Raw genomic sequence first — 26,734 nt, 5'->3', positions numbered from 1 at the left:
GGAGCGGCTTGTTGGTCCGCTCGCCGAAGTTGTTGGACGAAAACGACGTTGCGCCAATTCTAGGAAATGGGAACCAACAGGCCGAATAAAGAGCCCTCCATGTATGTACCCCTCCGTTCCGACTTGATCGGCGTCTGGCACTACCCGGTCTGGCACTACCTGTTGCTCGACGGCGACGACGTGATCGCTCTCGACACCGGCATGGACATCTGTGCATGGCGGCTCCGGCGCTGGTTTCACAAGACCGGTCGCCGGCCCAACCAGCTTCGCGCGATTCTGTTGACCCACGGCCATCTCGATCATGCGGGATGTGCCGGTTCGCTTCAGCGCTGGAGTGATGCCGATGTCTACATGCATCCGGCCGACGAGCCGATCCTACGCGGAGCGTTTCCCTATCGCGGCTGGTCTCGGGTCGCGGGGATCCTCGAGGCCCTGGGTCGTCCGGTGATGGGGTATCGGGTGCCGCGCATCGATCACGAATTGGCCGATGGGGACGAGTTGCCGTTCTGGGGCGGATTGCGGGTCATCCATCTTCCGGGCCATACGCCGGGGCATGTCGCGTTCTACAGCGAAAGCAAGCGAATCCTCTTCCTCGGGGACGCGGCCCTGGTCGCATTCGGGCGCGCTTCGTTCCCGCTTCCCATCTTCAACGTCGATGGCGCGCAACTTCGCGAGACGATCTGTCGAGTTGTTGACCTAAAGGTCAATTGGGTCTACCCCTCGCATCATAACTTCATGCGCCACAACGTGATGGAAGATATTCGCCGCTATTCCGCCGCCAAAGCTGCTGCTGTCGATCACGAAGGGTGATCTCGGAGATTTTGGAGGTAACCTTTTTAATGGTAACGTGTTATGTTCCGATTGTGCGGGGGCGGATGTCGTGAGAGGCACGTGTCCCTTGGGGCGCATCATTGACGATGACCAGCGGTCGCGCTACATTTATCCGTCAGCATTTACGATCCGACTTGGGAATCCTCGATGAGTTCTGATCCCTCCGCACCGCGCCGTACGAACCTTCGCAAGGCTGATCTGGACAGTTATCTGACCAAGCTCCTGAAGGTCCGATCACGTATCACTGGGGAAGTGCTCAACCTTCGCGACGAAGGGCACGACACGGGGGCGATGCCCGATCCCTCCGACCTGAGCGCGGATGTTTCGGCGCAAGACCTGACGTTTCAAATGGTTGAGACCGAAGAGAACGTGATCCAGGAGATTGACGCCGCGATCGAACGGATTCGGGTAGGCTCCTACGGCATCTGCGAAATGTCGGGAAAGCCGATTCCCAAAGCTCGTCTTAACGTGATTCCGTGGACGCGTTATCGCGTGGAATGCGCCGAAATGGTTGAAAAGAACGGCGGGCGACGCGAAACCTAGAACGGATGACACGATGCAACGACGACACTGCGCGATCACGCTCTTCCTCGCGACAGCGGTCGTCTGCTTCTCGCTCGACCTGATCTCCAAGTACGTCGTGGCCGACTGGGTCGCCGGGAGCGGTGGTGAGGTGGTCATCATTCCGGGCTGGCTCTCGTTCATCACACGCTTGAATCCGGGCGGTATGTGGAGTTTTCTTCACCAACTCGGAGCGACGGCGAACACCCTTTTAGCCATTTTCAGTTGCATTGCCGCTCTCGCGATCCTGCTTTGGGCCCTCTTGGGGCTTCGGGCGGGGGATCGACTCTTCGCCCTGATTCTCGGCATGGTCTTCGGCGGCGCGCTCGGCAACCTCTACGACCGTCTCGTCTTTCACGGGGTGCGCGACTTCATCGACGCCCACTACGAGGAGGTCTATCACTTCCCGACCTTCAATTTGGCCGACAGCTTCCTGGTAGTGGGAGCGTCGTGCCTCGTCCTTGGATCGATGTTCCATCGCACGCCCGCGGAGCAGGCGTCCTCTTCAATCGATGAGGAAGGGGCGCCGACCGAGGACAACGCGACCTCGTCCGCCTGAAGGAATCGCGGCGCGGGAGGCACGCGGATCGCTTGACCGGGGTGGGGCCGCCGCGGCGAGCGTGGTTTCGTTCGACTCGTTCCCGGGAAAATGTTCCGGGCCGGGTTGCAACCCAACATGTCGACTCTGATACTGTTGATTGATTTTTCGAGGTGCGTCGGGACGGCGAGACTCTCTCTCGCGCGAGAGACAACGTCTCCACGGTCCGAGAGACGCACGACGTCTGGGAAGGGCAAGGAGTGGTCATGGCGGCCATGGACAAGATCACCGGCCAACTGTTCAACGCGGGCAGTGGGGCGCTGCAAAAGAAGAACTACGACTTCGCGGTCGATTGCTTCTTCAAGTGCGCTAAGCGCTGTCCCGACAACGTCATGTTCCGCCAGGCTCTTCGTGGCGCCGAATACAAGAAGTACAACAACAACGGCAAGGGCGCGATGATGGCCGGGCTGAAGATGAAGCCCGCTCAGATGAAGCTCAAGGCCGCGAAGACCCGCAAAAGGTGGGCCGAGGCCGCCGAAGCCGCCGAGGAAGCGCTCAAGATCAACCCTTGGGACACCGGGGTGCTCAGCGAGTTGGCCACCTGTCTCCAGGAGATGGAGCACTACCCCGCCGCGGTTTGGGTCATGCAGTCGGCCACCTCCGCCGATCCGAAGAACGCCGACCTCTTCAAACTGCTTGCCGACATGTACGAGGCCAACAACCAGTTCGACGAGGCGATCAACGCCCTCGAGATGGTCCGTCGGCTCAATCCGGAGAACCGCGAAGCCGGCGGCCGGATGCGTCAGCTCGCCGCTCGCGCGACACTCACCAAGCAGGGCGTCGACGAGAGCCAGGAGTCCGACGAGGAAGGCGACGGCGAAGCGGGCGAGGGGGAGGCGGCCAAACCGCAGCCAAAAGCGGCGACTCGACTCTCTCCCGAGGAGATCGCCGAACGCGAACTTCGCGAGCTCGAAGCGAAGGTGAAGGAGAATCCCGACGACGCGTCGACTCTCGGCGATCTCGCCCGTCGCTACCGCCAGCAGTGCAAGTACGAACAAGCCGCCAAGGCGTTCGGCCGTCTCTACGATCTCTCCGACCAGACCGAAACCGACATGAAGGCGCAGCAGCTCGAGTGCACGATCGAGCCGCTGAAGATCGCGCAAGGCAAGATCAAGGAGGCGTTCTCGAAGCTGATTCGCAACGCTCCCGACTACATGGAGCGGGCCCAGAAGCTCAAGGAAAAGCAACGCGCCATCCAGGTCGAGCAGACCAAGAAGGAACTCGAGCTCTTTCGCTTCCAGACCGAGATCAACGCGGAGAACTACGCCGCCCATTTCGAGCTCGGCTTCCGTCTGTTGCAGACGCGGCAGTACGACGAGGCGATCCGAGCGCTGCAAGAGGGTTGCAAGGACGCGAAGAAGAAGCCGGAAGCCTTGATGTGGACCGGAGTCGGGTTCTGGAAGAAGAAAAACTACCCGCTCGCCGACCGCAAGCTCAAGGAGGCGCTCGAGAGTCTCTCGCCGGGCGACGATGAGAGTCGCAAGCAGATCTACTACTACCGCGGCTGCGTGGCGCAGGAGAAAAAGGACGTCGATGCGGCGATGGAGTATTTCAACGAGATCGCCGCGATGGACTACGGCTACAAGGATGTCGCCAAGCGTTTGGAAGAACTCGCGGCGCAGCAGGAAGCGTAGACGACGCGTTTCCCGACTTGTCCCGGTGCTCCTGATTGCTTCATCCGTCAGCACGCCCACCTTGTGGTGACGGTGATTACACGTGACATCTTCGGGTCTTGGGTGTTAGGATGACGTCGAATCCGTCATCCCGACACCGAGGTTCCGCATCATGACTCGACGCGTCGCACTCTCCTGCCTGTTTCTCCTCTCCTTGGTCATGCTCCCACCCCGACGTGCCTTCGCCGAGGTCCGCGCGGGCGCCGCGAAAGTCGACATCACCGACTACGCCCACGGCCCGGTCAATGGACCGATGTTCGCCAAGGCCCTGGTGGTCACCGACGGCGCCGAGACGATCGTGCTGATCACCGTCGATGCGGTGGCGATCGGCGAGATCGGAAGGATCGACAACACTTTCCTCGGCGATGTCCGCGCCGCCCTTCACGAGCAACTCGGCGTCGATCCGAAGAGCGTTCTTATCAACGCGAGTCACTGTCATGGCGTGATCCGAGCCGACACCCGCAAGCTCGCGGTCGACGCGGTCAAGGAGGCGTGGACGCGCCTCGAACCGGTCGACGTCGGTGTCGCGACCGCGCGCGAGGATCGGATCAGCGAGAATCGCCGGCTCAGGATGAAGGATGGCAGCGAGGTCGACATGCGACGGGCCTACTCGCTTCCTCCGGACGAGGAGGTCGCCGGCGTCGGTCCCATCGACCCCGAAGTCGGGGTGCTCCGAATCGATCGCAAGGACGGGACGCCGTTGGCGGTCCTCTACAACTTCGCGTGTCATCCGATCATGGGCGTGCCGGGCAACGAGAACACCGCCGACTTTCCCGCCTTCGCCTCGGCCATGCTCGAGGAAGCGCTCGGGCATGACGCGGTCGCTCTGTTCGTTCAAGGCTGCGCGGGGGACATCAACCCCGTGCGCTACAAGGTGGTCAACACGCCCCAGGACGCCGAACCTTTGGGGAATCTGCTCGGCTTGAGCGTGCTTCGAGCCTTCAACACCATGGAGACGAAGGCGCCACCCGCCATCAACATCAGCAACGAGGTGATCTCTCTTCCCAGGGGAGCGGACCTCCAGGAGCGCATCGCGACCCTGCTCCAGCAGCGCGAGAAACTCACCGCGTCGTTGAGGCCTACTGACATCAACTTCAAGTCATTCTTGCCGCTCTATATTCAGCACAAGACCTTTCCCAAGGCTCCCTCATACCACGCCCAGGGGTATCTTCACGATCGAGAACGGGGACGAGACTCGCTGGGCAAGCAAGATGCCGAGAACCAGCGTAACCTCGACGCCTACTTGCGAAACATCCATACCATGGAGAAGCTGACCCGTCTGAACACCAACCTCAAGTTGCTTCAGAAGCATCTTGCGACCAATCGTTCCGCGGAGAAGCCGACGATCGACGTCGAGATCGGTGGCATTCGGATCGGCGACTTCCGCATGGTGACCTTTCCGGGCGAACTGACGGTCGAGGTTGGGCTGCGGATCAAAGAGGCGTCCATGCCTTCGTCCAGCTTCGTTGCGGGCTACACCAACGGTTACATCTACTACTTGCCAACGGCCACGCAGCGTCTCAACAGCGGGTACGCCCAGGAGGATTGCGACTGCCTCGTGGCTCCTCGCTGGCAAGAGATTTTCGAAACCAAAGCGGCCGATGTCCTCAAGAGCCTTTAATCGGCGGGTTCGGTTTCTACGATGCAAGCCGGCGCCGGCTACTCGACGCGGCGTTCCTTGTTTCAGTCATGGTGTAATGTTGGCGGTGTGGCCGATTGTCGTTGCGAGCGGGCGCACGCTGCCTTGCTACCCGTTTGAGCGGAGCTGGTAGTCCTCCACGTCGGTGAACCATTCGTGAAGTTCGCCGAAGGCTGGTTTATCGATTCACACCGACTGCATTATTTGACCCCTCCATTTCTTGACTGGATGGCTTCTTTCTCGCCGATGCCGACAAGAGTCCGCTATAATTTCATGTGCACTGTTTCCAAATGGTTGGCTGCCTCAATGAAGGTTTCCCTGTAGCGAGAGGCCAAAATGCCCACGAGCCATGTCCACGGGGTATGCGCCACGCTGTTGCTGCTGGTCGCTCCCATCGTGAGTCTCGCGAACGAGGCGGACACCGGAGACCAGGGCGGTCCGGCCAAGGAGATCTTGCCGGCGGATGTCCTCGTCGAGGTCGACTTGGTTCGGCAGCGTCTTCAGCAGTTGCGCTCGGTGATGGGACGTCCCGAGAACCGCAATCCCGATCTCTTCATCGAAGGGGCCGCTCCCCGAGAAGTCTACTTTCAGGCGCTGACGCTCTTCCGCAAAGCCGATCGTCTGTGCGCCGAGCACACCGCGGAGCGTTTCGAGGCCCCCGAGCCTCCCGTCCGCAACATTCGATCGGCCGACGTCTTCCAGGTCGTCAGTCAGGCGGGGGACCGGATCGATCGTGTACGCCAAAGCGCCGGCATCGACGAGGACGTCAGCCCGGCGGAGCGGGATCCCACCACGACTCCCGACGACGTCTTTCGTTCGATCGTTCAGGCCAATCGTCAACTGAACTTGCTGCTCGATCGGCAGGTGTCGCCAAGCGATGTTTTCGAGGAAGTGACGTTTGGGATTGGGTATGCCGCGAGCATTCTCGCGACGTTCCCCGGTTCCGACCGAATTCCCGAGGCCCCCGCGTTCGAAGGATCGAAACGCCCGGCCAATGTCTACCAGCGGCTCGTGGATTGCTTCGCGCGGATTCGGAAGATCGCGCAGTTGTCCGGACTCGACGTGCTCGAATTGCGCATGGACGAGGAGGTCGACCAGGAGGCGTCGCCGAGTGATGTTTTCGACATCGCGTCGCTTCTCGTTTCCGAGCTCGCGTTTATCCATTCCCAACTTCCCGATGCGAAGCCCCCGCGTCGAACAGTTTACCCGGGACGAAAGTTTCCTTCGCACGTGTATCAACGTGTCGGCATTCTCGAGCGACAGTTGATCGAATTGGAGAAGTGGGTAGGTGATGATCCCAACTGGCTCAAACGAGCCGGGGCAACTCGCGCAACGACTCGATGAACTCCGAACGTCTCCACGATCCGGCGCGGGGAGTTCGCGATCCTTCTCGTCGATTCACTGCAAGTTGCTTCGGTCTCATCTGATTGTCGCCGCGATCGGCATCGGCATTCTCGCCGTCTTGTTGCCGGCCACCTTCTGGCTGCGTTCGAACGCTCTGATGGTCGCGCGTCAACGGGCCCCCACCGCGGAACTATCGACGGGAGTCTTGGCCGGGGTGCAGCGATCCTTGGCGGCGATGCGCGCCTGGGCCGTGGTCGGCGACGAGAGGTTTCTGAGCGATCGTCAAGCGGCGTGGACGCAGCGTATCGAACCCTCGGTGGAGAAGCTCTGGAAGCTGAGCGCTCAGTGGACCAACCCCGACAACAAGGTCCGACTCGCCGAAGCGACCAAGGTATTGAGCGATCTCAAAGAGGTCCAATGGTGGATCGCGGACATCGCTCAGTCGCCGGGCAACGAACCCGCGCTGGTGGTGCTCGACCAGGAGGCGTTGCCGCGTGCCAACGCGATCGAGGCCGGGATCGAGTCGTTGATTGATCTTGAGACCGACGAGCCGGCTAGCGACGTTCGCCGGCAGGTGTTGTTGTCGCTCGCCGCGTTGCAGTCGGCCCTTGCCGACTCGGCCGAGGAACTCGAGAAGTTCGCTCGCAACGGCGAGCAGACCGACTTGCGGAGCTTCCAACGCTCGCTGCAACGGACCGAGCGCCAGATCGAGGAGATTGGCAAGTCCCCGGACCTCTTGACCGCGACGCAGCGCGAGATTTTCGCCTCAATGGAGACCGAACTGCTCAAGTTCGCCAGCGACGCCGAGACCGTCATCGACTTGAGGTCCTCGCCGAACGCCAACGTCGCGCAAGCCTTGATGAGGTCCGAGGCGATTCCCCTCTCCGAGCGCGCGACCGAACTGTTGACCAACATGTCGGCGAATCAGAACGAATTGATGCAGGCGGATGCCTCCAAAGTCGTCGACATCAGCAACCTGGTGATCGTCCTCTCGGTGGCGTTCCTAGTGGGCATGGCGATTGTCGCGTGGTTTGTGTCGAGCTGGCAAGCCGAACGACTCGCCAAACCGCTGGCGGTCCTTTCCGAGGGGACCAAGCGGTTGGCGGCTGGCGACCTCGATCAAGATCTTCCCGTCGCCAGCGGCGATGAGATCGGTGCCTTGACGAGGGCGTTCAATGAAATGCGCCACAAACTACACGACGCACGGCAATCGCTTGAAGCCGCCAAGGTGAACGCCGAGACAGCCAACCGCGCCAAAAGCGAATTTCTCGCCAACATGAGTCATGAGATTCGCACGCCGATGAACGGGATCATTGGCATGACTCACCTCGTGATGAAGAGCGAGCTGACCGAGACGCAGCGTGGACATCTCGCGGTCGTGAAGTCCTCCGCCGACGCCCTGTTGACGATCATCAACGACTTGCTCGATCTCTCGAAGATGGAAGCGGGCCGCCTGCGCATCGTCGCCAATCCGTTCGACTTGCGGGTCATGATCGAAAGCGTCGTCGGCGCCTTTTCGGTGAGAGCCGAGGACAAGACGCTCGAGTTGGTCCTGCGCTACGCGCCCAAGACCCCTCGCTACGTTCATTCCGACGAGGTGCGTCTTCGCCAGGTCTTGGTCAACCTCATCGGCAACGCGATCAAGTTCACCAAATCCGGTTACGTCTTTGTCGATGTCGAAGCCATCGATCGCCGCGGCGAGCATGCCGACTTGCGGTTCTCCGTCGAGGACACGGGGATCGGGATCGACGAAGCTCACATGAAACGGCTCTTCCATCGGTTCGAGCAGGCCGACTCCTCGACGACCCGGAAGTATGGCGGTACCGGGCTCGGGTTGTCGATCAGCAAACGCCTGGTCGAGTTGATGGGGGGCTCGATCAACGTCTCGAGCGTTCCCAACGAGGGCTCGCGATTCTGGTTCGACCTATCGCTCGACGTCGTCGAGTGGAATCACGAGCCGGTCGCTCCCACGCAGATCAAGGGGCTACGCGTCCTGTTGGTCGACGACCACAAAGTGAACATCAGCGTCCTCAGCGAGCAACTCGTCAGTTGGGGCTGCGTGGTGGAGTCGGCGTCCTCGGCGTCCGAGGCGCTGGCGGTGATCGAGACGCGGTTCACCGAGGGAGAATCGTACGACCTGGCGATCCTCGATCATCAGATGCCCGATACCGACGGGGTCATGCTCGCCCGCGAGATACGCTCCGATGGGCGGTTCGAGGAACTCGTCCTGATCATGTTGACATCGATCGGGGACGAGTCCGTGGTCGACGATGAGACGGTGGCGCTCTTCTCCTCCTGGATGGTCAAACCGGCGACGGCCTCGCGTCTGCTCGAAGCGATGATGAAGGCGTGGTCCCAGAGAATGAAGGAGCCGATTCCCGCGCGGGCGAAGGAAGTTTCGGAACCGGAGGAGGTTGCCGCGAACGTCAGCAATCGTGGCGCCACGATCCACGTGCTGGTGGTGGACGATCACCCCGCGAATCAGCGGCTCGCGAAGTTCACGCTCGAGCGATTGGGATGCGAGGTCGAGATCGCCGCCGACGGGGCCGAAGCGATCGCGAAACTTAGCTCAACTCCCTTCGAGATCGTCTTCATGGATTGCCAAATGCCGGTGCTGGATGGGTACTCGACGACGCGCGAGATCCGGCGTCTCTTCCCGGAGAGTCAAGTCCCGATCATCGCCATGACGGCTCGCGCGATGCCGGAAGATCGACAACTCTGTCTCGACGCCGGCATGGACGACTACATCTCCAAGCCCGTCGATCTCGACGAACTCAGTCGCCTACTCGACCTCTGGCGTTCGCGCCTCACGCCTTGCCCACAGCCGTAACGGTGTTGTTTGGTCGACTCGTGTTCCGGCGTTTCTCGGGGCTCCGTCGAACTGGCTTTCGAAGGCTACTTGTTGCCTACTCGCTGCCAAGACGCCTCCGGCCCGAGACGCCTGGAGTCCTGCTTGGCTAATTCTTTGACCAAATGACCCTCGGGTGCCTTGCCTACGCTCGCCGTGGGCACGCGGAAAACGTCTGTGATTGGGCAATCCTCCGCACGATGGCAGGGCCGAGATTTCAAGAACGAACGTGCCAATCAGGACACTAGCAGTGCGTTGATTTAAGCGGGCCAAGGCGAGAACGAGCCATGTTGGCCAAGATCAACGAGAAGAGACGGAGGCGAATCTTTCGATTCGTCGAGCTTCTTGGACGCCGAGAATGGTCAAGAGGGCCGTCCGTAGCCGGCAGCGAATAGATCAACTGGCTGCTAGCCCTTTGGCACTGGCTGAAGAGGAGCCAGTGGCACCGAAAAGTTGGATGGACGAGTGCTACGGAACCTTGAGGTCGAAGGTGAACTCGTTGGGGGGTTCGGACTGAACATCCGCCCGCAGCGTACTCTCCCGGTTGTATTCCTTGGGGATGAACTGTTCGGTCGCTTGGACCTTTTCGCCGGGGTTGGGTTCGACGAACTTGCCGGGGATCGCACGGGTCGCGACGATCTCGACAAGCTTCTCCCCCGAGGTCGCGTCGAAGGCGAAGACGCCGTCGACCACCTCGCCGCCGGTGCTCGCGGTGTTTGAGGGATCGCCCCGGAACTTGATCGTTCCTTTCTCGAGGGGCGTTCCATTGACGGTGACGGTCCCCTTCACGGGGAAGGTCTCCGGCCGATCGCTTCGGCCGCCGCAACCGATCGTGGCACCGATGAGGATCAATCCCAGCACGAACTGGAATCGTTGAATGGACGCGTTCATGAGTCTCCTAGATTCCTGATTGGCAAGTTCGTTCATGAAATCTCGGCCCTGTGATCTTGCGGGAGATTGCCCGATCACAGGCGTTTCCCGCATGCCCACGGCGAGCGTGGACATGGCACCCAAGAGTCATTTAGACAATGAATCAACCAATCAGGACACTAGGATGTTGCTCGACCCGTGGCTTCGGTCGACGATTGCTAGGGCCTGTCGGTCTCTCCGCCAGCGATGGTCCCCATGGCTTGGAAGATCACGCGGTCGGTCGAGTTCCCGATGAACTGGACCGATCCATCGGCGAGCACCGCGTTGGCGCCGCCGGGATGGTAGCTGCGGGCATACAGCTCCGTGGGGCCGCCGGTTGGCGAAGCACCTCCTACGGTATTCTCACACGGGGCGTTGGGCCAGGAATTACTCTTGCACATGGGAAGAGCGTCGGAGACCGAGGTGTTGGGCGACTCCTTGGCGCTGAACCCATAGGCGCCGCCTCCCGCGGCACCTCCCCAGTAACTGCCCCCCGCACCCCAGGCACCTTCGACCACGTCCGAACCGCGAGCGATGACCTCGCTCATCAGGAGCGTGTGGGCGGCGCCGTCGCGAATATCCGTGAGGGACGTGGAGGAGTCGAGGTAGAAGATACCACTGGACTGGTGGCCGAGGAAGTCGTTGCCGTGCAGTCCGACATAGCTACCCTGGAAAGCCTCCGTGGTGTCCGCGCCCCCTTGTGCGGGCTGGGCCGGGTCGGCGGCGCACATGAAGAGCGGGAGCGGTTTCTGGCGAACCTCGGCCGGCGCTTTCCAGACGTAGTCGGGATTGGCCGCCTCGTACTTCTCGTAGAGCTGTTCCTCGCCGACATACGGGAGAAGTCGCTGAAACCAGCAGTCGCGGTCCTGCGTCGTCCCGAAGCGAAAGCCGTACGGGAAGGCGTCGTGGGCATCGTGGTAGTTGTGCAGCGCGGTGGCGATCTGCTTGAGGTTGTTGGCGCACTGCAGGCGCCGGTCCGTTTCACGAGCCTGATGCACGGCTGGCAGCAGGAGCGATCCCATGATGCCGACCGTGGCGGTGACGACCAGCAACTCGACCAATGTGAATCCGAAGGATGGGGCTCGGTAGTGGTGCGTCATTGCTTCTTTCCTCGCGGTCCTTGGGGGAACTCGGGATGAGACGGCTCGTTGTCCGAATCGTCGTCTCGGGCAGGGGTTAGCGTTTCCTTGCGAAAGCGCGGCGTGTGTTGACGGGGTCACGCCAACGCAATCGTCGTGCCGCATGGGTCGCGAATTGAGCGAGTATCGTTGCAACTGCCTGTCGATTAACGGGATGGGAAAAGCATCGACTGAGCCGACGGCGCGAATGTCGATAGGGGTACGGGCAGTTGGTGCCTGCTGGATAGGCTCTTGCTCGTGATTCGGTCCGGTTGCCGCTGGGCCAAGTGGTCAGTCTGTTCGGCAATAGGGGAACTCTTGGCAATATGCCAAAAGGACAGGCCCTCGTTGCATCCGATTGGACTCGCCTGGAGAGCGCGACGCTCCCGCGAACGCTCATCCATGGACCATCGCGACTAGTGCACTGGTCCATCTAGCTTTTCGGGTGCCACTGGCTGCTTGTCAGCCAGTGCCAATGGGTTAGGGCTGCACCAACACTAACTTCAAGTTGGAACAGAGCACTAGTATGGTGGCAATCGTTCAAGCGATTCATTAGGCTCAAGACTCGACGCCCAGCCGTGCGATGGGGAATCCCTCGATGTACGAGAACGGTCTCTTCACCCCCGATCCAAACCCTCATCGCAAGGGGCCCCCGAGCCTCTGGACCTACGCCGGGGTTCTCGTGGCGATCGTCGCCATCGTCGTCGGCGGGTATATCGTCGTGAAGCGTGTTCGTGCGATCCAGCAGATGCAGTTGCCCGGTCAGGTCTGGATTCGCCGGTAGATCGCCGCCGGACCAATGAATCGAACGTCCAGCCGGTATCAATTCGAGGAGACGCTCGCCCCACTCCGCAAACTTTCCCTCAAGCCCGTGACCGTCATCATCCGAAGAACCGGTATGGGTAGGTCCATCGGGGCGATGGGAGGAACGGCCTGTGGCTAGTTCGGGGGAATTGCAGGCTCGGATCGATCAGCTTCGCCATCGTCTGCGCTCGTGGGAAGAGAGGCAGCAGAACGAGTCGGCGGGGGAATCGATCGAGGACCGATTGCTGGAGATTCGGCGACGAATCGAGGAGAGGCAATCCGAATCGTCCGCCGCGCGCCGGCAACGCGATGCCCGCATCGACGACGCGGAGCGGGTCCTCGAGGATTCGGGCGCGGCGTCTCCCTGGCCGAGCGAAGTCCTTGGACGTCGGCGCCGTCGCGTTCTCGAGGGACTCAACGACCGCCTTTGCCTCCTCTCCCGGATCGCGGAGCGCCAGAAGGAGTTCGGCCCGGCGCCTCCCGAACAGGACCGGATTCATCGTCATGCCTTGCGGCTCGCCGAGATGGCCGGCCGCGCCCTTCGCGGTGCTGAGCCGGAGACTCTCGAAACCGTTCTTCATGACGCCGAGGCGATCGACCAGCAGTTGCGCCAAACGTGTAGCGAGCTTCTCGAGTGGAGCGAAACTGAGCTCGCTCGCCAGCGACAGGTCGAGCAGATCGAAGCGTTCCACTCCGCGGTCGTCGCCGGCGAGAACCCCTCCGTCGAGCCCTTGCGCAACTTGGTGACGAGCATCATCAACGATGTCGAGGAGTGTCAAACCGCCATGCCGCGGTTCGTCCCTTCCAAGAGTACCGACCGGATGGTCGCGGAGCACTCGGTCAACGTCGCCCGTGTGGTCGCTTTCCTCGCCTGGAACGACTCGCTCTGGCAGCCCCACCGCGAGTCGATCGTGATGGCGGCGCTATTGCAGGATGTCGGCATGCGGCGCGTGCCGACGGAATGGCTCCTTCAGGAAGGGACGCTCAGCTCGCCCCAGCGGGTGGAGATCGACCGTCATCCGTTGGTCGCGGCCGCGTTCCTGGCCAAGTTGGAAGGCATTGACGAGGAGGTCGTCCGCGCGGTGCTGGGCCATCACGAACGCTGCGACGGTACGGGATACCCGCATGGCAAGCGTGCCGCGGAACTGACCCAGCCGGCGCTGCTGTTGGCGGTCGCCGATGACTTCGTCGGTCGGTGTGCCCTCCGGCCCTATCGCCCGCGGCGGACGGTGCGCCAAGCGATCGCCGAGGTCCTCGCGGAAGCCGAAGCGGGTCGGCTCGATGTCGCGTGGACCCGCAAGCTGCTGAACCTCTCTCTCTATCCGGTGGGGACGCTGGTCGAGCTCTCCAATGGCGCGATCGCCGAGGTGGTCGCGACCCAGGAAGCAAGCGAGGATCCCGCGTTGGCGGTCAAGCCGGTCGTTCGGTTGCGTATTGATCGCTCGGGCAAGCCGGTCCATCTGCCCCGCTATTGGAACCTCGCGGTTCGGGGCGAGTGTCGGATTGTCCGCGAACTGACACCGCTCGAGGCCTCCGAGGTGCTCGCCGCCGCGTGATCGAGTCCCGAATAGGCAGGCATTTCTCGCATCGGTTTGCCGCGATCGCCCAACTTGCCTCCATGCCCCGAATCGCTGTTGAGCCGTTTTTCCGAGCGGCCTAGGATGCGGCGATCACGTCGGGAGCCGGTGCTTGGCGCTCCCGATGTCCAACCAGTTGACATGCTGATGAGGATGGAACCCCATGCGTTTGCTGACGTCGCTTGTCGTCTTGGCGGTGATGGCCGGAGCTGCCGGTGCCGCCACACCTCGGCCGAAGATCGCTCGCGCGATCGCGCCGGTCCTCCGGGATCCCAAGGCCGACGGATTGCTCATCTACGACATCGAGCCGGAGTCCCAGGCCGACAAAGCGGGACTGCGGATCGGCGACATCCTCAAGATCTTCGATGGCCAACCGGTCACCACCAAGGGCGAGTTGGTTCGCCTTGGGCAGGCGGCGGCGCGCGAACGGCGTTCGGGCATTCTCGCGGTTGTGCAACGCGGCGACGAGTCGGTCGAAGCGATGTTTGATCCCGCGCCCCTCGGCGTTCATCTGGTCGAAGTCAGGGCAGGGGTCTCGCGCCCTCTCTGGTCGCGGCCGACTCGATTTGAACCCGATTTCTCCGGGGTTCAGCAGCGGATGAGCCAGTCCGATCACTGGGACCTGCTCATGCACGGCGACGTCGTCGTCGGATGGCGCCATGTCTTCTTCGCCCGCCAAGGCGACCTCCTCTTCATGCGCGCCCAGACCCGCATTGTCAGCGAGACACAGGATCGCAAGCTCGACGTTACCCTGAGCTACACCGCCGATAAGACCTTCACGCCGAAGTCGATCCGGCTTGTCAGCGCCGATCGCTTGGTGCTCGAACTGGCCGCCGCCGACGGGAAGTTCCAGGGGCACCGCGTCGGCATTCCGGTCGAGGCCGACTTGCCCGACGATGCGCTCTCGGTGCATCTGGCCGCGGAGGTCGCCACGACGTTGCCGCAAAAGGAGGGAGCGAGCCTTCGCTGTTCATACCTCGACACCGCGTCGATGGTCGCGGCGCCGTTCTCGGATCTGACGTGCATGGGCAAGGAGCAGATCGCGTATCAGGCTCGGCCGGTCGATACCTACCGCTACCGCCAGTCGGTCTTTGGGAGCCCGGTCGCGGACTTCTGGATCGACGAGCAACGCAACGTGATCAAGTGCCGCTATCGGGATGGGATCGAGGCGGTGGCCGCCAGTCGGACGCGGGTCTTGGAGCAATTCCCGCATGCCGAGCAGGAGTTTCCCGAGATCCACCTACTGACCAAGCCGAAGCAGCCCGAAACCCCTCGAGCGAATTAGGCCCCTCCGTCAAAGCCTGAACACGGGTGCCACTGGCTGCTTGTCAGCCAGTGAAAATGAGTCGAGCGGCCATCACCCCGCGCTTGGACCTTTGACGGTCCACGAATGCTCCGTTTCAACGTGAAGGTCGTGTTCGTGTCGCCCTACATCCCTTGGCACTGGCTGACAAGCAGCCGGTGGCACCAAAAACGTAGATGGCCCTGCACACGCTTGCGTGGGCAGGCCGAAAGACTCCACGCTTGCGTGGGCAGGCCGAAAGACTCCACGCTTGCGTGGGCAGGCCGAAAGACTCCACGCTTGCGTGGGCAGGCCGAAAGTGCCTGACACTCAGCAGAGCCTAAAGCTACTTGCCGACGAGGAAGTGATTGGGGTGGGCGAGGAAGACCTTCTTGGTCGGCTCGTCGACGACGAGGTAGTTCTTCCCGCCGTGGCTAACGGCGATCAGTCCCGGACCCTCGGTCACCACGCATCGCGTCCCCGCGAGCAGTTCCGTCATCGGGGGCCCCTCGCGAAAGAGCTCGATCTGAGCGTACTGCTCATAAAGGGTTCGGCCCTTGCGGCGTCCAAAGGTCAACAGCACTTTGTCGCCGAGACGCACGCTTTTCAGTTCCAGCCGATCGAGCTTGTCGGCCGCTCCGCGTTCGCCGATGTCGTCGCCGACGCGATCGAGGGTGAGCGATTCGCTGCCCGACTTCGTCCCCTCGAAGTGAATGACCTTGTCCTTGGTCGTCTTGCCAATGAAGCGGTAGAGTTTCTTCTCCGCGTCGTAGGTGAGCAGCGCGACCTTGAGGATCGCCCCCCCTTCGACGTGAAAATTGATCGACACTCGCCCGTCGCTTTCGCGGTAGCCCCAGACGCACTGGACCTTCTCTTGCCACGCGGAGATGTCGACGCCCGCGCCCTCACCCTTCCAGACGCCCGTGAAGGATCCGAATGGCTTGAGCGCCGCGAGCTGCGACTTGTTTGGCTCCACCGCTTGGGCACTGCCGACGATGGTCAGCAGCATGGTCAGGGAGAGGACGAGCAAGGAGGAGAAACGGGCTTTCTGCCGCATCTGTTGATCCAAGGGAGAAACTCTCTTGCTCCCCCTTGTCGAACCAGGGGCGCCAAGCAACCCTCGCGGGCTTGCCTTGGGAGCTAGTGGGGGTCTTCTTCTCTCTCTCATCACGGACGGTACCGCGGCGGGGAGAAGGAACCCGACTCCCCTCTTTCCCCCCTTGGACAGGGGGGGATGTTGGAGAGCTCCCTCGGCCACGGGGGAGGGAGGCGTGTCGAAACGCGGGGTCGAGAGCAAGCGCGATCGCATGGTCAGTCGTTACTCGCTGGTGATCTTCTTGGTCTTGTTGACGTAACGCTCGGGGTCTTCGTTGAACATCGCTTGGCAGCCGGTGCAGCAGACGTAGTACGTCTTGCCTTTGTAGGAAACCGCGATGGTTCCCTTGCCGCCACTGACGATGCATTCGGGGCCCTTGGCCGCTCCGCCGACGAGCGAAGTTCCTTCCCGATCGAGCCCGACGGTGGCGTAGGGGGCGAACGAACGGCGGCCGCGACGCATGTAGAAGGTATAGACGAGGCGATCGCCTTGATTGAGTAGCTTGATCTGTAGCTTGTCGAGGTCGTCCTTCGCGCTCCCCTTGTCGACGCGTTCGAACTCGATGGTCGACTCCGACTTGGGTGTCCCCTCGAAGACGACCATCGCCGGATCGTCGCCGGCGGTGAAGGCTTGGAAGACGTAGACCTGCTTTTCCGGGTCGAAGGTCATCAGCGCTTCGGCGAGCACCATCTTCGACTTGGAGGTTTGTTTCTTGGTCGTGTTCTCGAAGCGGAAGTGGAACGCGACGCGTCCCTTCTTGCTGTTGAACTTCCAGATGACGGCGATCTTCTCGTCCCAGTTGCGTTTGGGCCGGCTCTCGGTTTGGCCGGAACCTTCCCATTCGCCGATGATCGGCTGCCAGCGCTGGAGGGCGGCCATCACCTCTTCGGGGATTTCCGCCGCGGAGGTCGATCCCGCACCGAGGCCGGCGACGACCAGTGCGAGCAGGAGGGGGCGTGTCGAGTGGGCCACGGTCGATTTGATCACAGTCGTTTCCTCTTGCGAACGGGACCTTTGGGTTCTGTGGGACGAACGTCTAGTTGCTCCCCCTTGGACAAGGGCAAGCCAAATTGCTCCCCCTTGGACAAGGGCAAGCCAAATTGCTCCCCCTTGGACAAGGGCAAGCCAAATTGCTCCCCCTTGGACAAGGGGGAGTTAGAGGGAGTCTTCTTCTTCTCTTCCCTCATCGCGGATGGTGCCGCGCGGGAGAAACCCGACCCCCCCTCTTTCCCCCCTTGGACAAGGGGGGACGTAAGAGACTGCTCCCTTGGATAAGGGGGGACGTAAGAGACTGCTCTCCCTTGTCCGAGGGCAAGCCAAACTGCACCCCCTTGGACAAACAAGGACGTTGAAGCCCAGCGGATGCTACGACCCGGAGGTGAGCTTCTTCGTCCAGGAGGAATTGGGGTAGGTCCCTTGAAGCTCCGCTTGCATCATCTTGCCGCGATCCTCGTAGCCGAGACCGGGCATGATCTGAGTCAGGTTGTAAAGAGCCTTGGCGACTTCTTCGGGCGTGCGGTTGTAGACGACGACCACCCACATGTAGCCCTCGAGCATCGCTTCCTTAGGCATCTGCTTCTTCACCAGGATATCGCCCAGGGCGTTGCGGCCGACCGCTTTGATTTCGTAGCTGTCGGCGGGGATCTTCTTGAGCGCCGCGCGAATCAGCTTCTCGGACTCGTCGACTTGGCCGGAGTTGAAGAGCGCGACTCCCTTGTAGATCTCCGCGGCGCCACGTAGCGGCTCGATCGAGGGATCGGTGCCGGGCGACTTGATGACGCGATCGAGATCGCTGATCGCGGCGGTGTTGTTGCCTTGCTTGACCTGGGCAATGCCCTGGTAGAGCGTCGCCTTTTCCTGGTAGCCGGGCCAGTCGACGTCCTTGAGGGTACCAAAGGCTTTCGCCGCCTCCTGGTACTTCCCATTGGCCAGGTGAACGCGGCCAATGAGTTCCTGAGCGGGGTAGTAGTGGCGGCTCTCCGGGTAGGCGTCATTCAGACGACCGAACCACTTGATCGCTTCCTCGTAGTTGCCGGTCGGCTCGGCGATCGCCTTCTCCGCCATCGACTCAAAGACGCTGTTGAGCAGGCGCGCCTGGAGCTTGGGATTGTCGCCCGACGCCTTGCCGATCTCCTTGTAGGACTCGATCGCGTCGTCGTAGCGGCCCTGCTTGAATAGGCTATCGGCGGTGACGATCTGGGGCGACTGCTGGTCGTACTTGACCGATTCGATCAGGTAGATCGGAATCTTCTCGTTCTTGATCGTGACGTCCTTGGACGTTTCGGCCGTGATATCCCCACGAGCAACCTTGTACTTGCCGTCGGGAGTTCGGTACTCGACTTCGTCGGCGGCCTGAATGCTGCCGGCGAGGACGAGGAGACCCAAGGTCAACATCGCACCACGCTTCATCTTCGTTCCTTTCCTACCCCTGAGATCGCCAAACCCCTTGAGGGGTTTGAGGACATTGGTCCCCCGGTTTCCAGGGTGCGCTGCACGACCCTGGGTGTTGTCATCTCATCGCTTCGGCACGGCTTGGCAAGAGCATGTCTGGGAGCTACCAAGCGTTTCATTCCCTCTTCGTCTTGGGTGCCACTGGCCTCTTGTCAGCCAGCGTCGACGCCGCCGTGTCGGCACGTTTACTTGGTCGCGCTCGCTTGGAGGTCGATGCCGAGACTCTCGGCGATGTTCTTGCGGTGCTTCTCGAAGCGGGAGCGCCAGTTGGCCGGCAAATCCTGATCGAGCTCCAAGAGGAAGCTGACGTACTTGTACCCTTCCTTGAGCCGACGATCCTTGTCCGCTGGCGGGACCATGTTCAGGTAGATGTCGAGCAACCGATCCATTGCGTGGTAGTACGCATCCGGCTTGGGACGCTGCGACTTCATCCGCTTGATGAGCCACTTCCAGTGAGCGATCGCCCGGCTGTGATCGCCGGCCGACTCGAGGATCTCTCCGCGGAGGTTGACGATCTCGAGCGTGTTCATGTTCTCTTTCATCAATTCGTTGATCAGCTCGATCGCCTGGGTGTAGTTGCCCTGTTCCTTCTCGGAGCGAGCCAGCAGCATACGGGCGCGGGTGACGAAGCCGGGAGCTTCAGGGTCGTTCGGATCGGCCTTCTCGATCGCCTTTTGCAGCAGCGCGGCGGCCTTCTGGTAGGAGCCGAGTTCGACGTAGCTGTTGCCGATGTAGACCAGGCTCTGCAAGTCGTGGTCGGGCCGGCCGGCGATCTTGTCGAGGAACTTCTCGAAGGAGGCGACCGTCTTGTCGAGTTCCGCCTGTTCGCCGTTGGCGCGAAGCCGGTCGATCTGCTCCTTGAGCTTGCTGGCCAGGCGAACGAAGACGAGGGTGACGTTGCCGCCGCCATCGCCTTGCTTCTTTTCCTGGTTGCTGATCAGCTCGACGAGTTCGTCGGTCTTGTCGATCTTGTTCTGGCGGATGTAGGACTGCAGGGCGGTGATCATGACGCCGGTGCGCAGTTGGTGCTCGATGTCGGCGGGGAGTTGATCCTTCTTAATCAACGCGATCAGCGGCATGACCGCCTGGAGCGCTCCCTCGTCGTCGCCCGCCTCGAAGTTGACTTCGCCGAGCATCGCGTCGTTGATGTAGGTCTGCCGGTCGAGTTGGTTGCCCCGAAGTTCCCGGAGCGGAGCCGACGCGGCGGCGAGTCGCTCTCTTGCCTTGTCGCGCAGCTCCTTCTTCTTGTCCTTGTCGGCGCTTTCGCCTTCGAGGGTCAACGTCTTGTACCAGTCCCAGTAGACGCTACCGGCCATCGCGAGGGCCTCGCCATGATTGACCGCGTCGGGGGAGACCTTGTCGAAGGCTTCCGCGGCTTGGTCGTACTCTTGGCGAGCGTAGCGAAGGCGGCCGAGGGTCATCATCGCGTCGGCCGCTTCCTTCCGGTTGGGCCAGCGGAGCAGGATCTGGTTGGCGACCTTCTGGACCAGGTCGGCGTCGACCTCGGGCCGGGAGCTGAAGCCGGCGATCCGCTTTTTGTCGGCATCCTCGTAGCCCCACGCGAAGCCGGTGAGGGCCAGCGACGCGGCTTGCGGCGCCCCGCGCCAAGTCGGGTAGTTCTCCGCGAGCGCCTGGGCGAGAATGGCGCCCTCGTAGACCTCCTCATCGCGGAGATGGGCGTACGCCAACGTCAAGCGACAGTCGTTGATCAGCTCGATCGGGGTTCGCTCGTTCGAGGCGGCCAGCGCCCGATTCAGGAGCGTCTTGACTTCACTCAGGATCGCTTTGCGCTGCTCGGGAGAGGCTTCGTCCTTAACTTGGTCGAGCTTCGTGTTGGCCTGCGCGAAGAGGGCGTCGAAGTCGTTCTCGTTACCGCCGGTCTTGCCGGTGAGCGACTGAAGTCGGAGCTTGGCGCGGCTCGCCAAACCCTGATACTGGTTGGGCATGCGGACGAGCCGATCGAGGAGCTTGTCGGCTTCGAGGTAGTACTTGTTCTTGTCGCGAGTCTCTTTCGCGGTTTGCCCCAACTCCACGTAGGCCTTGGCGAGCTCGAACTGAGTGCCGACGTAGGAGGCTTCGCGGCCGTAGCGGACGTTGGTCCGAAGCCACTCGGTCGCTTGATTGACGATCTGGTGCCAATCCTTCTGGCCGGCGAACGCGAGCATGTAGAAGTAGAAGACCTGACGTTGGAACGCGGCAAGCGACTGGTTCTCGTGATCGCGAAGCTGCTCGTAGATGCCCATCGCGCGACGGTACTCGCCACGGTCAGCCATGCAGCGGGCGATCCAAAGGTGGGCGTAGAGGCCGACCACCTCTTGGCGGTGAGCGGCGAAGATCTCCTGGAATCCCTTCTCCGCCTCGGCGTTGAGCTTCTTGTACTCCGCGGCCCACTTGGCGACTTCCTTCTTGTGGGCCTCGAGGACCTTCTTGTCCTTCGAGTCGGGGGCGGGCATTTCGACCGAGGCGTAGGTGTCGGCCAAGTAGAAGCGGGCCAGGGCGGCTTGGAAGCGGGCCTCGATGTACTTTTCAAAGAGGCGGGTCTTGGTTTGCCGCTTCATGCGATCGCTGTGCGTTTCCCGGCCGATGTAGACCGGCATCTTGTCGTACTCGCCCTTGAAGAGTTTCTCGGCCGACTCGTAGTCCTTGGCCGACTTCGACAAGTAGTCGCGGGCGGTGCCGGCGAGCTTGACGGCTCGCTTCTCGTTGGACGGCATCTGGGCCCGGATGATGGCCAGGCGCCCCTGCTGCAGGTCGATCGTGGCGACTTCGACCAGGGCGTTGCCCTTGTACTCGGGCGGGGCCGAGGGATACTTCTTGGTGAACTTCTCGAATTCGGTCCGCGCTTCCTCGAGCATCCCTTCCCGCTTGGAAAGGTCGGTTAACTCGTCACTGGCGGCGATCATCGACGAGGCGATCTCGAAGTCGAGCTCCATCTCCTCGTCCTTGCTCAAGCCCGGACGAGACTTCTCGAGTTGGAGGTACTCGATCGCCAAATCGGCGAACCCGTTTCCTTTGAGAGCTTCGATGTAGGACTCGGTGGGGATCTCCGCTCGAGCCGTCAACGCGAGACCAAGCAGGCAGCAGGTGGTCAGGGCTCCGACAGGGATCGTGAACTTCGGCATGTTGGGCATGTCCTTGATCGTCATGTCCTTGAATGTCTTTTTCGCGCCAGGGCGTCAGCCGAATGGCGAGATTCGTCTCGGCAGCTTCCAGGAGGATGGCGTGGGGACGGGGACCGCGTCGCGCAGTGGCACCTCTCCAAACACAGTGATCGCGTGCGTTCGCGGGAACCGGACTCGGAACGACCACGGGAATCGGCTCCACCCGTTGGTGTCGTCCACCACGTCCGATTCGTCACCGCCAACCGCACTCGTGCGACCCCTGTATCGTAAGCCTGTCGCGGCGGGCCCTCAATCGAAAAAGAGCCCGCCATACGTTGGACGCGGGTCGACGCGGAGAAGTTCCCCGGATGGTCGGGGCCGTCCAGGTTCGTGTGACGCTCAAATCGGTTCGAATGGTGGACTCGCTACGGAAGGCGAATCGTCATCCCGGGTTGGAGCGAGCCCTGGTTGCCGATCAGGTCTCGATTGACTTCCAGGATCTTCTGGGCGTACTGCTTCTGGCCGTAGAGCCGCTCGGCAATGTTTCCCAAGTTATCCCCCGGACGGACGTAGTACTCCCCCCGGTCGAGGAACCGTTGGAAGTAGGGGTGGACCGGCTTCGGTTCCGGCGTCGCCGCGGGGACCATGTACGAACGGACCTGGATGTCGGACCCGGACGAGCTCCGCGCGGCCAGTTGCGTCTCCTCCGGCGCTCGGCGAGCGGGACGAGGCGTCTCCTTCGGCGGCTTGGGGGAAGATTCCGCCACGGGTAGCGCGAAAGGGGAAGGATCGGCCTCTTCGGACGACGTCTCGCTCGGCTCGTTAACCGCGACCGCCTTCTCCTGCTTGAGCAAGTCCTCCGCGGTCGGCTCCGGAGCGACGACCGGCTCGGGTTCCTCGAAGGCGAAGTCCATCGGCATGGGGTCGGCCTGCTCGTCGTCGGTTTCCTCGGTTTCGGGCATGGGCGGCATGTCGGGGAGAGACTTCTCCTCGAGCGCCATCGGCGAGGCCGCGAGCTCGAATTCCGGCTCCTCCCGCTCGTCGGATTCCTCATCGTCGGCATCATTGGCCGCGACCGCCCCGAGGAGCGCCCCGATTTCCGGAAGAGGGGCCAGCGCCGCGTCGTCGAGACTGTTCGGATCGGTCGCCTCGGGCGAATTGGCCATCGGGGCGGGATCGGACGATGTGAGCAAGTCGCTCGGGGGCTCGATCGGGGCTGTCTTCACGGAATCATAACTGTCGGGAACGACGTCGGTCAGGACGTCCTCGCTTTGCGGCTGCATCTCGGGAAGTGGGTCGATTGGGAGCTCGTCGAACGGCTGCTCGACCGCCTGCTGAGGGGCCACTTCGAGCGGTTTCGGCGCGATTTCGGTCGGAAAAGGCTCCATTTCGGGCGATTTTTCAACCGATTCGGACGCGATCTCGTCCGTTTTGGGCTCAATTTGCGCCGTTTCCGGCGCCGTCGTGACGGCTTCCTTCACGGAGTCTGGAAGAGCGCGCATCAGGCTCGGGAAGAATCTCACGCCCGCCGCGGCGGTCATGACTCCCGCGAGAACCAGCCCGTACTTTAGATCGCCCTTCATGACGCCTCCCCGTCCCCGCTCATTCGACTGGGGACGGACTTGAAGAAATCCGCATCGTCAGGGAAGTATTGCCGCCAGGATCGCGTCGGGTAGGGGAAGACTTGCGTCGGACTACGGAAAACTTACCGGTGCGGTTCGGGTTAGACGCGTGGGTGAAACTAGGGCAAGAGCCCTCAGGCGGAGGCTTCCGGTCGATGGGATCGTAGCGGGTGCTTCCGAGAGATTCAACGAGTACTCGGCGATTTGTTTGGAGTGGAGGCAGGCCGCTTGAGGGGGAAGGGGATTGCTCGATCGGGAGACGTTCGACCCCCCTCTTTCCCCCCTTGGACAAGGGGGGGACGGAAGAGATTTCCCGTTGAGCAAAGGGGGGACGAAAGAGGTTGCCTACAGAGCGGCCGCGGAGGCGGAGGTCTTGCCGGACTGGCTGCCGCCCTTGCTGTTCTCCTTCCAGTTCACCAAGGCCAGAAGAACCGGGCTGGCGACGAAGATCGAGCTGTACGTTCCGACGACCACGCCGACCATCAGGACGAACGCGAAACCTTGGAGCCCCACGCCGCCGACGAAGTAGAGCACGCTCACCGTCAAGAAGGTCGTGACCGCGGTGATCACCGTTCGGCTCAAGGTGTTGTTGAGCGAGCGGTTGACGATCTCCTTGGTCAGGTGCGGCGACTTGCCCCGAACCTCGCGGATGCGGTCGAAGATGACGATCGTGTCGTTGATCGAGTAGCCGATGAGCGTCAGCAACGCGGCGATCGTCACCAGGTTGATTTTGATGTTGTGGATCGGCAGGAACTGGAGGAACGGAATGTCCGCGAAGGCCGAGGCGACCGCGATCAGGCCGACCGCGATCAAGACGTCATGCACGATCGCCACGACGCCGGCCAGACCGTACGACCACGACCCGAAGCGGAACCAGACGTATGCGATCAACGCCGCCCAACTTAGGGCGATCGCCCAGATGGCTCGCGTCTGGGTCTCACCGGAGACCTGCGAGTCGAACTGGCTAAAGGGGTCGAACTGGGCCGTTTGGCCAACCGTGTTTGAGGTGGCGGTGAGCGCCTGCTCAAGACCCGACTTCATCGCGACCTTGTACTCCTTGTACGCGAGCACTTGGGTCGAACCGTCCGGCGTATCGGCGGGGTCACCGACGGGGGCCAGGGCGTAGAGATCCTCCGGATTGGAGACCGACGCGTCGGCTTTGCGAAGCTCGGTGTTGAGAAAGTTCCGCAGGAAGTCGGGGGCACGCGGCTCGTCGAAGGAGACCGTCGTGTACTGACCGCCGGGGAAAGTCTTGAAGAGCTGATCGTCGCCGTTCTTGGTTTCCTCGACAACCTCGGGGATCGCATCGATCTTGCCGATGGTCATCTTCGGCAGCTTGATCTGATCCTTGAAGGCTTCGGCGATTGTCGCTTCGACCGACTTGCCCTCTTCGTTCTGATCCCGCTCGGTCGTACGGATGATGTAGCGGGTGTCGGGTTCCTCGCCGGCGGCTTGGATGTTTTCAACCGAGACATCGCTAAGGACCGCCGAAGCGGTGTCGTAGACGTCGCCGGAACTCGAAGCCTTGGTCAGCTTGATGCCGGCCATCGTGCCGCCGGTGAAGTCGATGTCGAAGTTCGAACTTCCCCGGGCGATCAGGAAGGCCAACCCGACCATGATGACGATCGCCGATCCGAGGTAGCAGGCGCGACGCATGCCGAGGAAATCGTACTCGGGCTTCGAGAGCCACTTCATCATGTTGAGGCTGCGCGGACGCTTCGTGATGTAGTACCAGTCGATGATCGTTCGCGTCACGTACAGGGCACAGAACATACTCGTGACGATACCGAGGATGAGGGTGACGGCGAAGCCTTTGACTTGGTCGGTACCGATCGCGAAGAGGATGATCGCGGTCAAAATCGTCGTCGTGTTACTGTCAAAGATGGTGCTAAAGGCTTTGTCGTAGCCGTTACGTATCGCCATGCCGAGGGAGGCTCGGTTCTCGAGTTCCTCGCGGATACGCTCGTAGATGAGGACGTTCGCGTCGACCGACATACCGACGGTGAGCACGAGACCCGCCAGGCCAGGCAGTGTCCACGTCGCCTTGAACATGACCATCAGCGCGACGGTGAAGAGAATGTTGAGCGCCAAGCCGATGATCGCGACGATGCCGACGAGGCGGTAGTAGACCAGGATGAAGACGACCACCACGGCGAGTGACATCAGCAGTGCGATCTGGCCGTAGAAGCGAGTCTCCTCGCCGAGGGTCGGGCCGATCGTGTAGGTACTGGCCGGATCCTTCTGGAGGGCGAACGGCAATTCGCCGGCCTCGAGGATGCGGACGAGTTCGTCGATCTCGTTTTGGGTGAAGTCGCCGCTGATGATGCCGCTGCCGCCACCGATGCGTTCGTTGAGCTGCGGGGCCGAGCGAAGGCGATTGTCGAGAATGACGCCGAGTTGGCTCTTGTAGCCGTCTTCGTCGGGCTCGAAGTCGCGGGTCAGATTGTAGAACTTCGTTTCGCCGATGGCGTCGAACTGGAAGCCGACGGCGAGTTGGGCGTCACGGTCCGACGTCGGGTAGACGCGGGTGAGGTACTCGCCGGTAACGTCGTACTGATCGTTGAACATCAGGACGTACTTGTCGCCCTTGTCGTCCTCGCGAACGAGATTCTGCTGCGGATCGATGCCGACGCGGCCGGCGTCCCAACGGGTCAGCACCCACTCGGTGCCATCGTCGGCGGTCTTGACGAGATTGGTGACGGGATCGATCTCGAGGTTCGCCAAGCTGTTGGCGGGCAAGAACTTCAGTTCATTGTCGACCTGCTTTTCGGGCCAGGCCTTCTCGGCGGCGGCGACATCCTCGGCGGTCGTGGTCTTGCCGACTTCCACCGGGAGCCAGAGGCCGTAGGGGACAAAGACACCCTCGACGCCGACAAGCTTGTTCGGCCAGGAGAGTTCGGCCCGGTCGATCAAATCGGCGTGTTGCCGGCGATTGGCGACGATCTTGAACTGGAGTTGCCCGACGGTGCTGATGAGTCGTTTGACGCGATCGACGTCGTCGATCTCCGCCTGGGGCATGATGATTTCGATGCGGTCGGAGCCGAGCGGCCGGATGACGTAGTTGAACAGGCCGGCCGGATCGAGACGCTCCTTGAGAGCTCCCGCCAAGTCGGTCATGTCGAGACTACGTTTCTCGTCGTCGACGTTGGCCTCATAGATGAGGATCGTACCGCCGGCGAGGTCGACACCGAGGTTGTAGGTGCCCGCGCTGACCGCCCAAATGGCGATCAAGGTAAGAAACGCGACGATAAACCAGCGAGATTTCTGATTCTTCATGGTG

General features: G+C 61.8%; 18 protein-coding genes. 10 read left to right on the top strand and 8 right to left on the bottom strand.

Features of this window, described 5'->3' with window-relative positions:
* Window positions 1–99: 99 nt before the first annotated feature.
* The 7 genes from Pan216_RS24200 to Pan216_RS24170 all read left to right on the top strand — a co-directional run bounded on the left by Pan216_RS24200 (window position 100) and on the right by Pan216_RS24170 (window position 9,476).
* The gene (locus tag Pan216_RS24200; protein ID WP_419192928.1) at window positions 100–810 is read left to right on the top strand and encodes an MBL fold metallo-hydrolase; all 711 of its coding nucleotides are present in this window, start codon (window positions 100–102) and stop codon (window positions 808–810) included.
* A gap of 168 nt (window positions 811–978) precedes the next feature.
* Window positions 979–1,374, top strand: a complete 396-nt coding sequence (locus Pan216_RS24195) for a TraR/DksA family transcriptional regulator (protein ID WP_145262197.1) — start codon at window positions 979–981, stop codon at window positions 1,372–1,374.
* A gap of 13 nt (window positions 1,375–1,387) precedes the next feature.
* Complete coding sequence (gene lspA / locus Pan216_RS24190; protein ID WP_145262195.1) at window positions 1,388–1,951, top strand: signal peptidase II; 564 nt, start codon at window positions 1,388–1,390, stop codon at window positions 1,949–1,951.
* A 245-nt stretch (window positions 1,952–2,196) separates the two neighbouring features.
* The gene (locus Pan216_RS24185; RefSeq protein WP_145262193.1) at window positions 2,197–3,624 is read left to right on the top strand and encodes a tetratricopeptide repeat protein; all 1,428 of its coding nucleotides are present in this window, start codon (window positions 2,197–2,199) and stop codon (window positions 3,622–3,624) included.
* A 151-nt stretch (window positions 3,625–3,775) separates the two neighbouring features.
* Window positions 3,776–5,284: a hypothetical protein gene (locus Pan216_RS24180; protein WP_419192927.1), complete on the top strand. Its 1,509-nt coding sequence runs from the start codon at window positions 3,776–3,778 to the stop codon at window positions 5,282–5,284.
* A 354-nt stretch (window positions 5,285–5,638) separates the two neighbouring features.
* On the top strand, window positions 5,639–6,646 hold the full coding sequence (locus Pan216_RS24175) for a hypothetical protein (protein ID WP_145262191.1): 1,008 nt from the start codon (window positions 5,639–5,641) through the stop codon (window positions 6,644–6,646).
* 64 nt (window positions 6,647–6,710) lie between these two features.
* Complete coding sequence (locus tag Pan216_RS24170; RefSeq protein WP_419192926.1) at window positions 6,711–9,476, top strand: response regulator; 2,766 nt, start codon at window positions 6,711–6,713, stop codon at window positions 9,474–9,476.
* A 486-nt stretch (window positions 9,477–9,962) separates the two neighbouring features.
* Here Pan216_RS24170 and Pan216_RS24165 read toward each other — a convergent pair whose 3' ends face one another.
* Together Pan216_RS24165 and Pan216_RS24160 are read right to left on the bottom strand one after the other, a co-directional pair.
* Window positions 9,963–10,385, bottom strand: coding sequence for a hypothetical protein (locus tag Pan216_RS24165; RefSeq protein ID WP_145262187.1), 423 nt, complete (start codon window positions 10,383–10,385; stop codon window positions 9,963–9,965).
* Between the two features lie 197 nt (window positions 10,386–10,582).
* A complete protein-coding gene (locus tag Pan216_RS24160) occupies window positions 10,583–11,503 on the bottom strand; it encodes a DUF1559 domain-containing protein (RefSeq protein WP_419192925.1) in 921 nt (306 codons plus the stop codon).
* A 616-nt stretch (window positions 11,504–12,119) separates the two neighbouring features.
* On the opposite strand from Pan216_RS24160, the gene Pan216_RS24155 reads away from it, so the two are divergent.
* The 3 genes from Pan216_RS24155 to Pan216_RS24145 all read left to right on the top strand — a co-directional run bounded on the left by Pan216_RS24155 (window position 12,120) and on the right by Pan216_RS24145 (window position 15,187).
* Entirely contained in the window at window positions 12,120–12,305 is a 186-nt protein-coding gene (locus Pan216_RS24155; RefSeq protein ID WP_145262183.1) for a hypothetical protein, read from the top strand.
* Window positions 12,306–12,456: 151 nt separating this feature from the next.
* Window positions 12,457–13,881, top strand: a complete 1,425-nt coding sequence (locus Pan216_RS24150) for an HD-GYP domain-containing protein (protein ID WP_145262181.1) — start codon at window positions 12,457–12,459, stop codon at window positions 13,879–13,881.
* A 184-nt stretch (window positions 13,882–14,065) separates the two neighbouring features.
* Window positions 14,066–15,187, top strand: coding sequence for a PDZ domain-containing protein (locus tag Pan216_RS24145; protein WP_145262179.1), 1,122 nt, complete (start codon window positions 14,066–14,068; stop codon window positions 15,185–15,187).
* Between the two features lie 343 nt (window positions 15,188–15,530).
* Here the strand turns inward: Pan216_RS24145 and Pan216_RS24140 are convergent, their stop codons facing one another.
* The 6 genes from Pan216_RS24140 to secD form a co-directional block, all read right to left on the bottom strand.
* Window positions 15,531–16,241, bottom strand: coding sequence for a hypothetical protein (locus tag Pan216_RS24140; RefSeq protein WP_145262177.1), 711 nt, complete (start codon window positions 16,239–16,241; stop codon window positions 15,531–15,533).
* A 261-nt stretch (window positions 16,242–16,502) separates the two neighbouring features.
* The gene (locus Pan216_RS24135; RefSeq protein ID WP_145262175.1) at window positions 16,503–17,267 is read right to left on the bottom strand and encodes a YHS domain-containing protein; all 765 of its coding nucleotides are present in this window, start codon (window positions 17,265–17,267) and stop codon (window positions 16,503–16,505) included.
* A gap of 378 nt (window positions 17,268–17,645) precedes the next feature.
* The gene (locus Pan216_RS24130) at window positions 17,646–18,689 is read right to left on the bottom strand and encodes a tetratricopeptide repeat protein (protein WP_145262173.1); all 1,044 of its coding nucleotides are present in this window, start codon (window positions 18,687–18,689) and stop codon (window positions 17,646–17,648) included.
* Window positions 18,690–18,916: 227 nt separating this feature from the next.
* Window positions 18,917–21,877: a tetratricopeptide repeat protein gene (locus tag Pan216_RS24125; protein WP_145262171.1), complete on the bottom strand. Its 2,961-nt coding sequence runs from the start codon at window positions 21,875–21,877 to the stop codon at window positions 18,917–18,919.
* 380 nt (window positions 21,878–22,257) lie between these two features.
* Window positions 22,258–23,415 (bottom strand): LysM peptidoglycan-binding domain-containing protein, encoded by a 1,158-nt coding sequence (locus Pan216_RS24120; protein WP_145262170.1) that lies wholly within the window; start codon window positions 23,413–23,415, stop codon window positions 22,258–22,260.
* A 384-nt stretch (window positions 23,416–23,799) separates the two neighbouring features.
* Window positions 23,800–26,730, bottom strand: coding sequence for a protein translocase subunit SecD (gene secD / locus Pan216_RS24115; RefSeq protein WP_145262168.1), 2,931 nt, complete (start codon window positions 26,728–26,730; stop codon window positions 23,800–23,802).
* Between the last annotated feature and the right edge of the window lie 4 nt (window positions 26,731–26,734).

The organism is Kolteria novifilia (genome assembly GCA_007748055.1).
Classification (GTDB): domain Bacteria; phylum Planctomycetota; class Planctomycetia; order Kolteriales; family Kolteriaceae; genus Kolteria; species Kolteria novifilia.
This window is presented reverse-complemented; position numbering and strand designations above follow the sequence as displayed.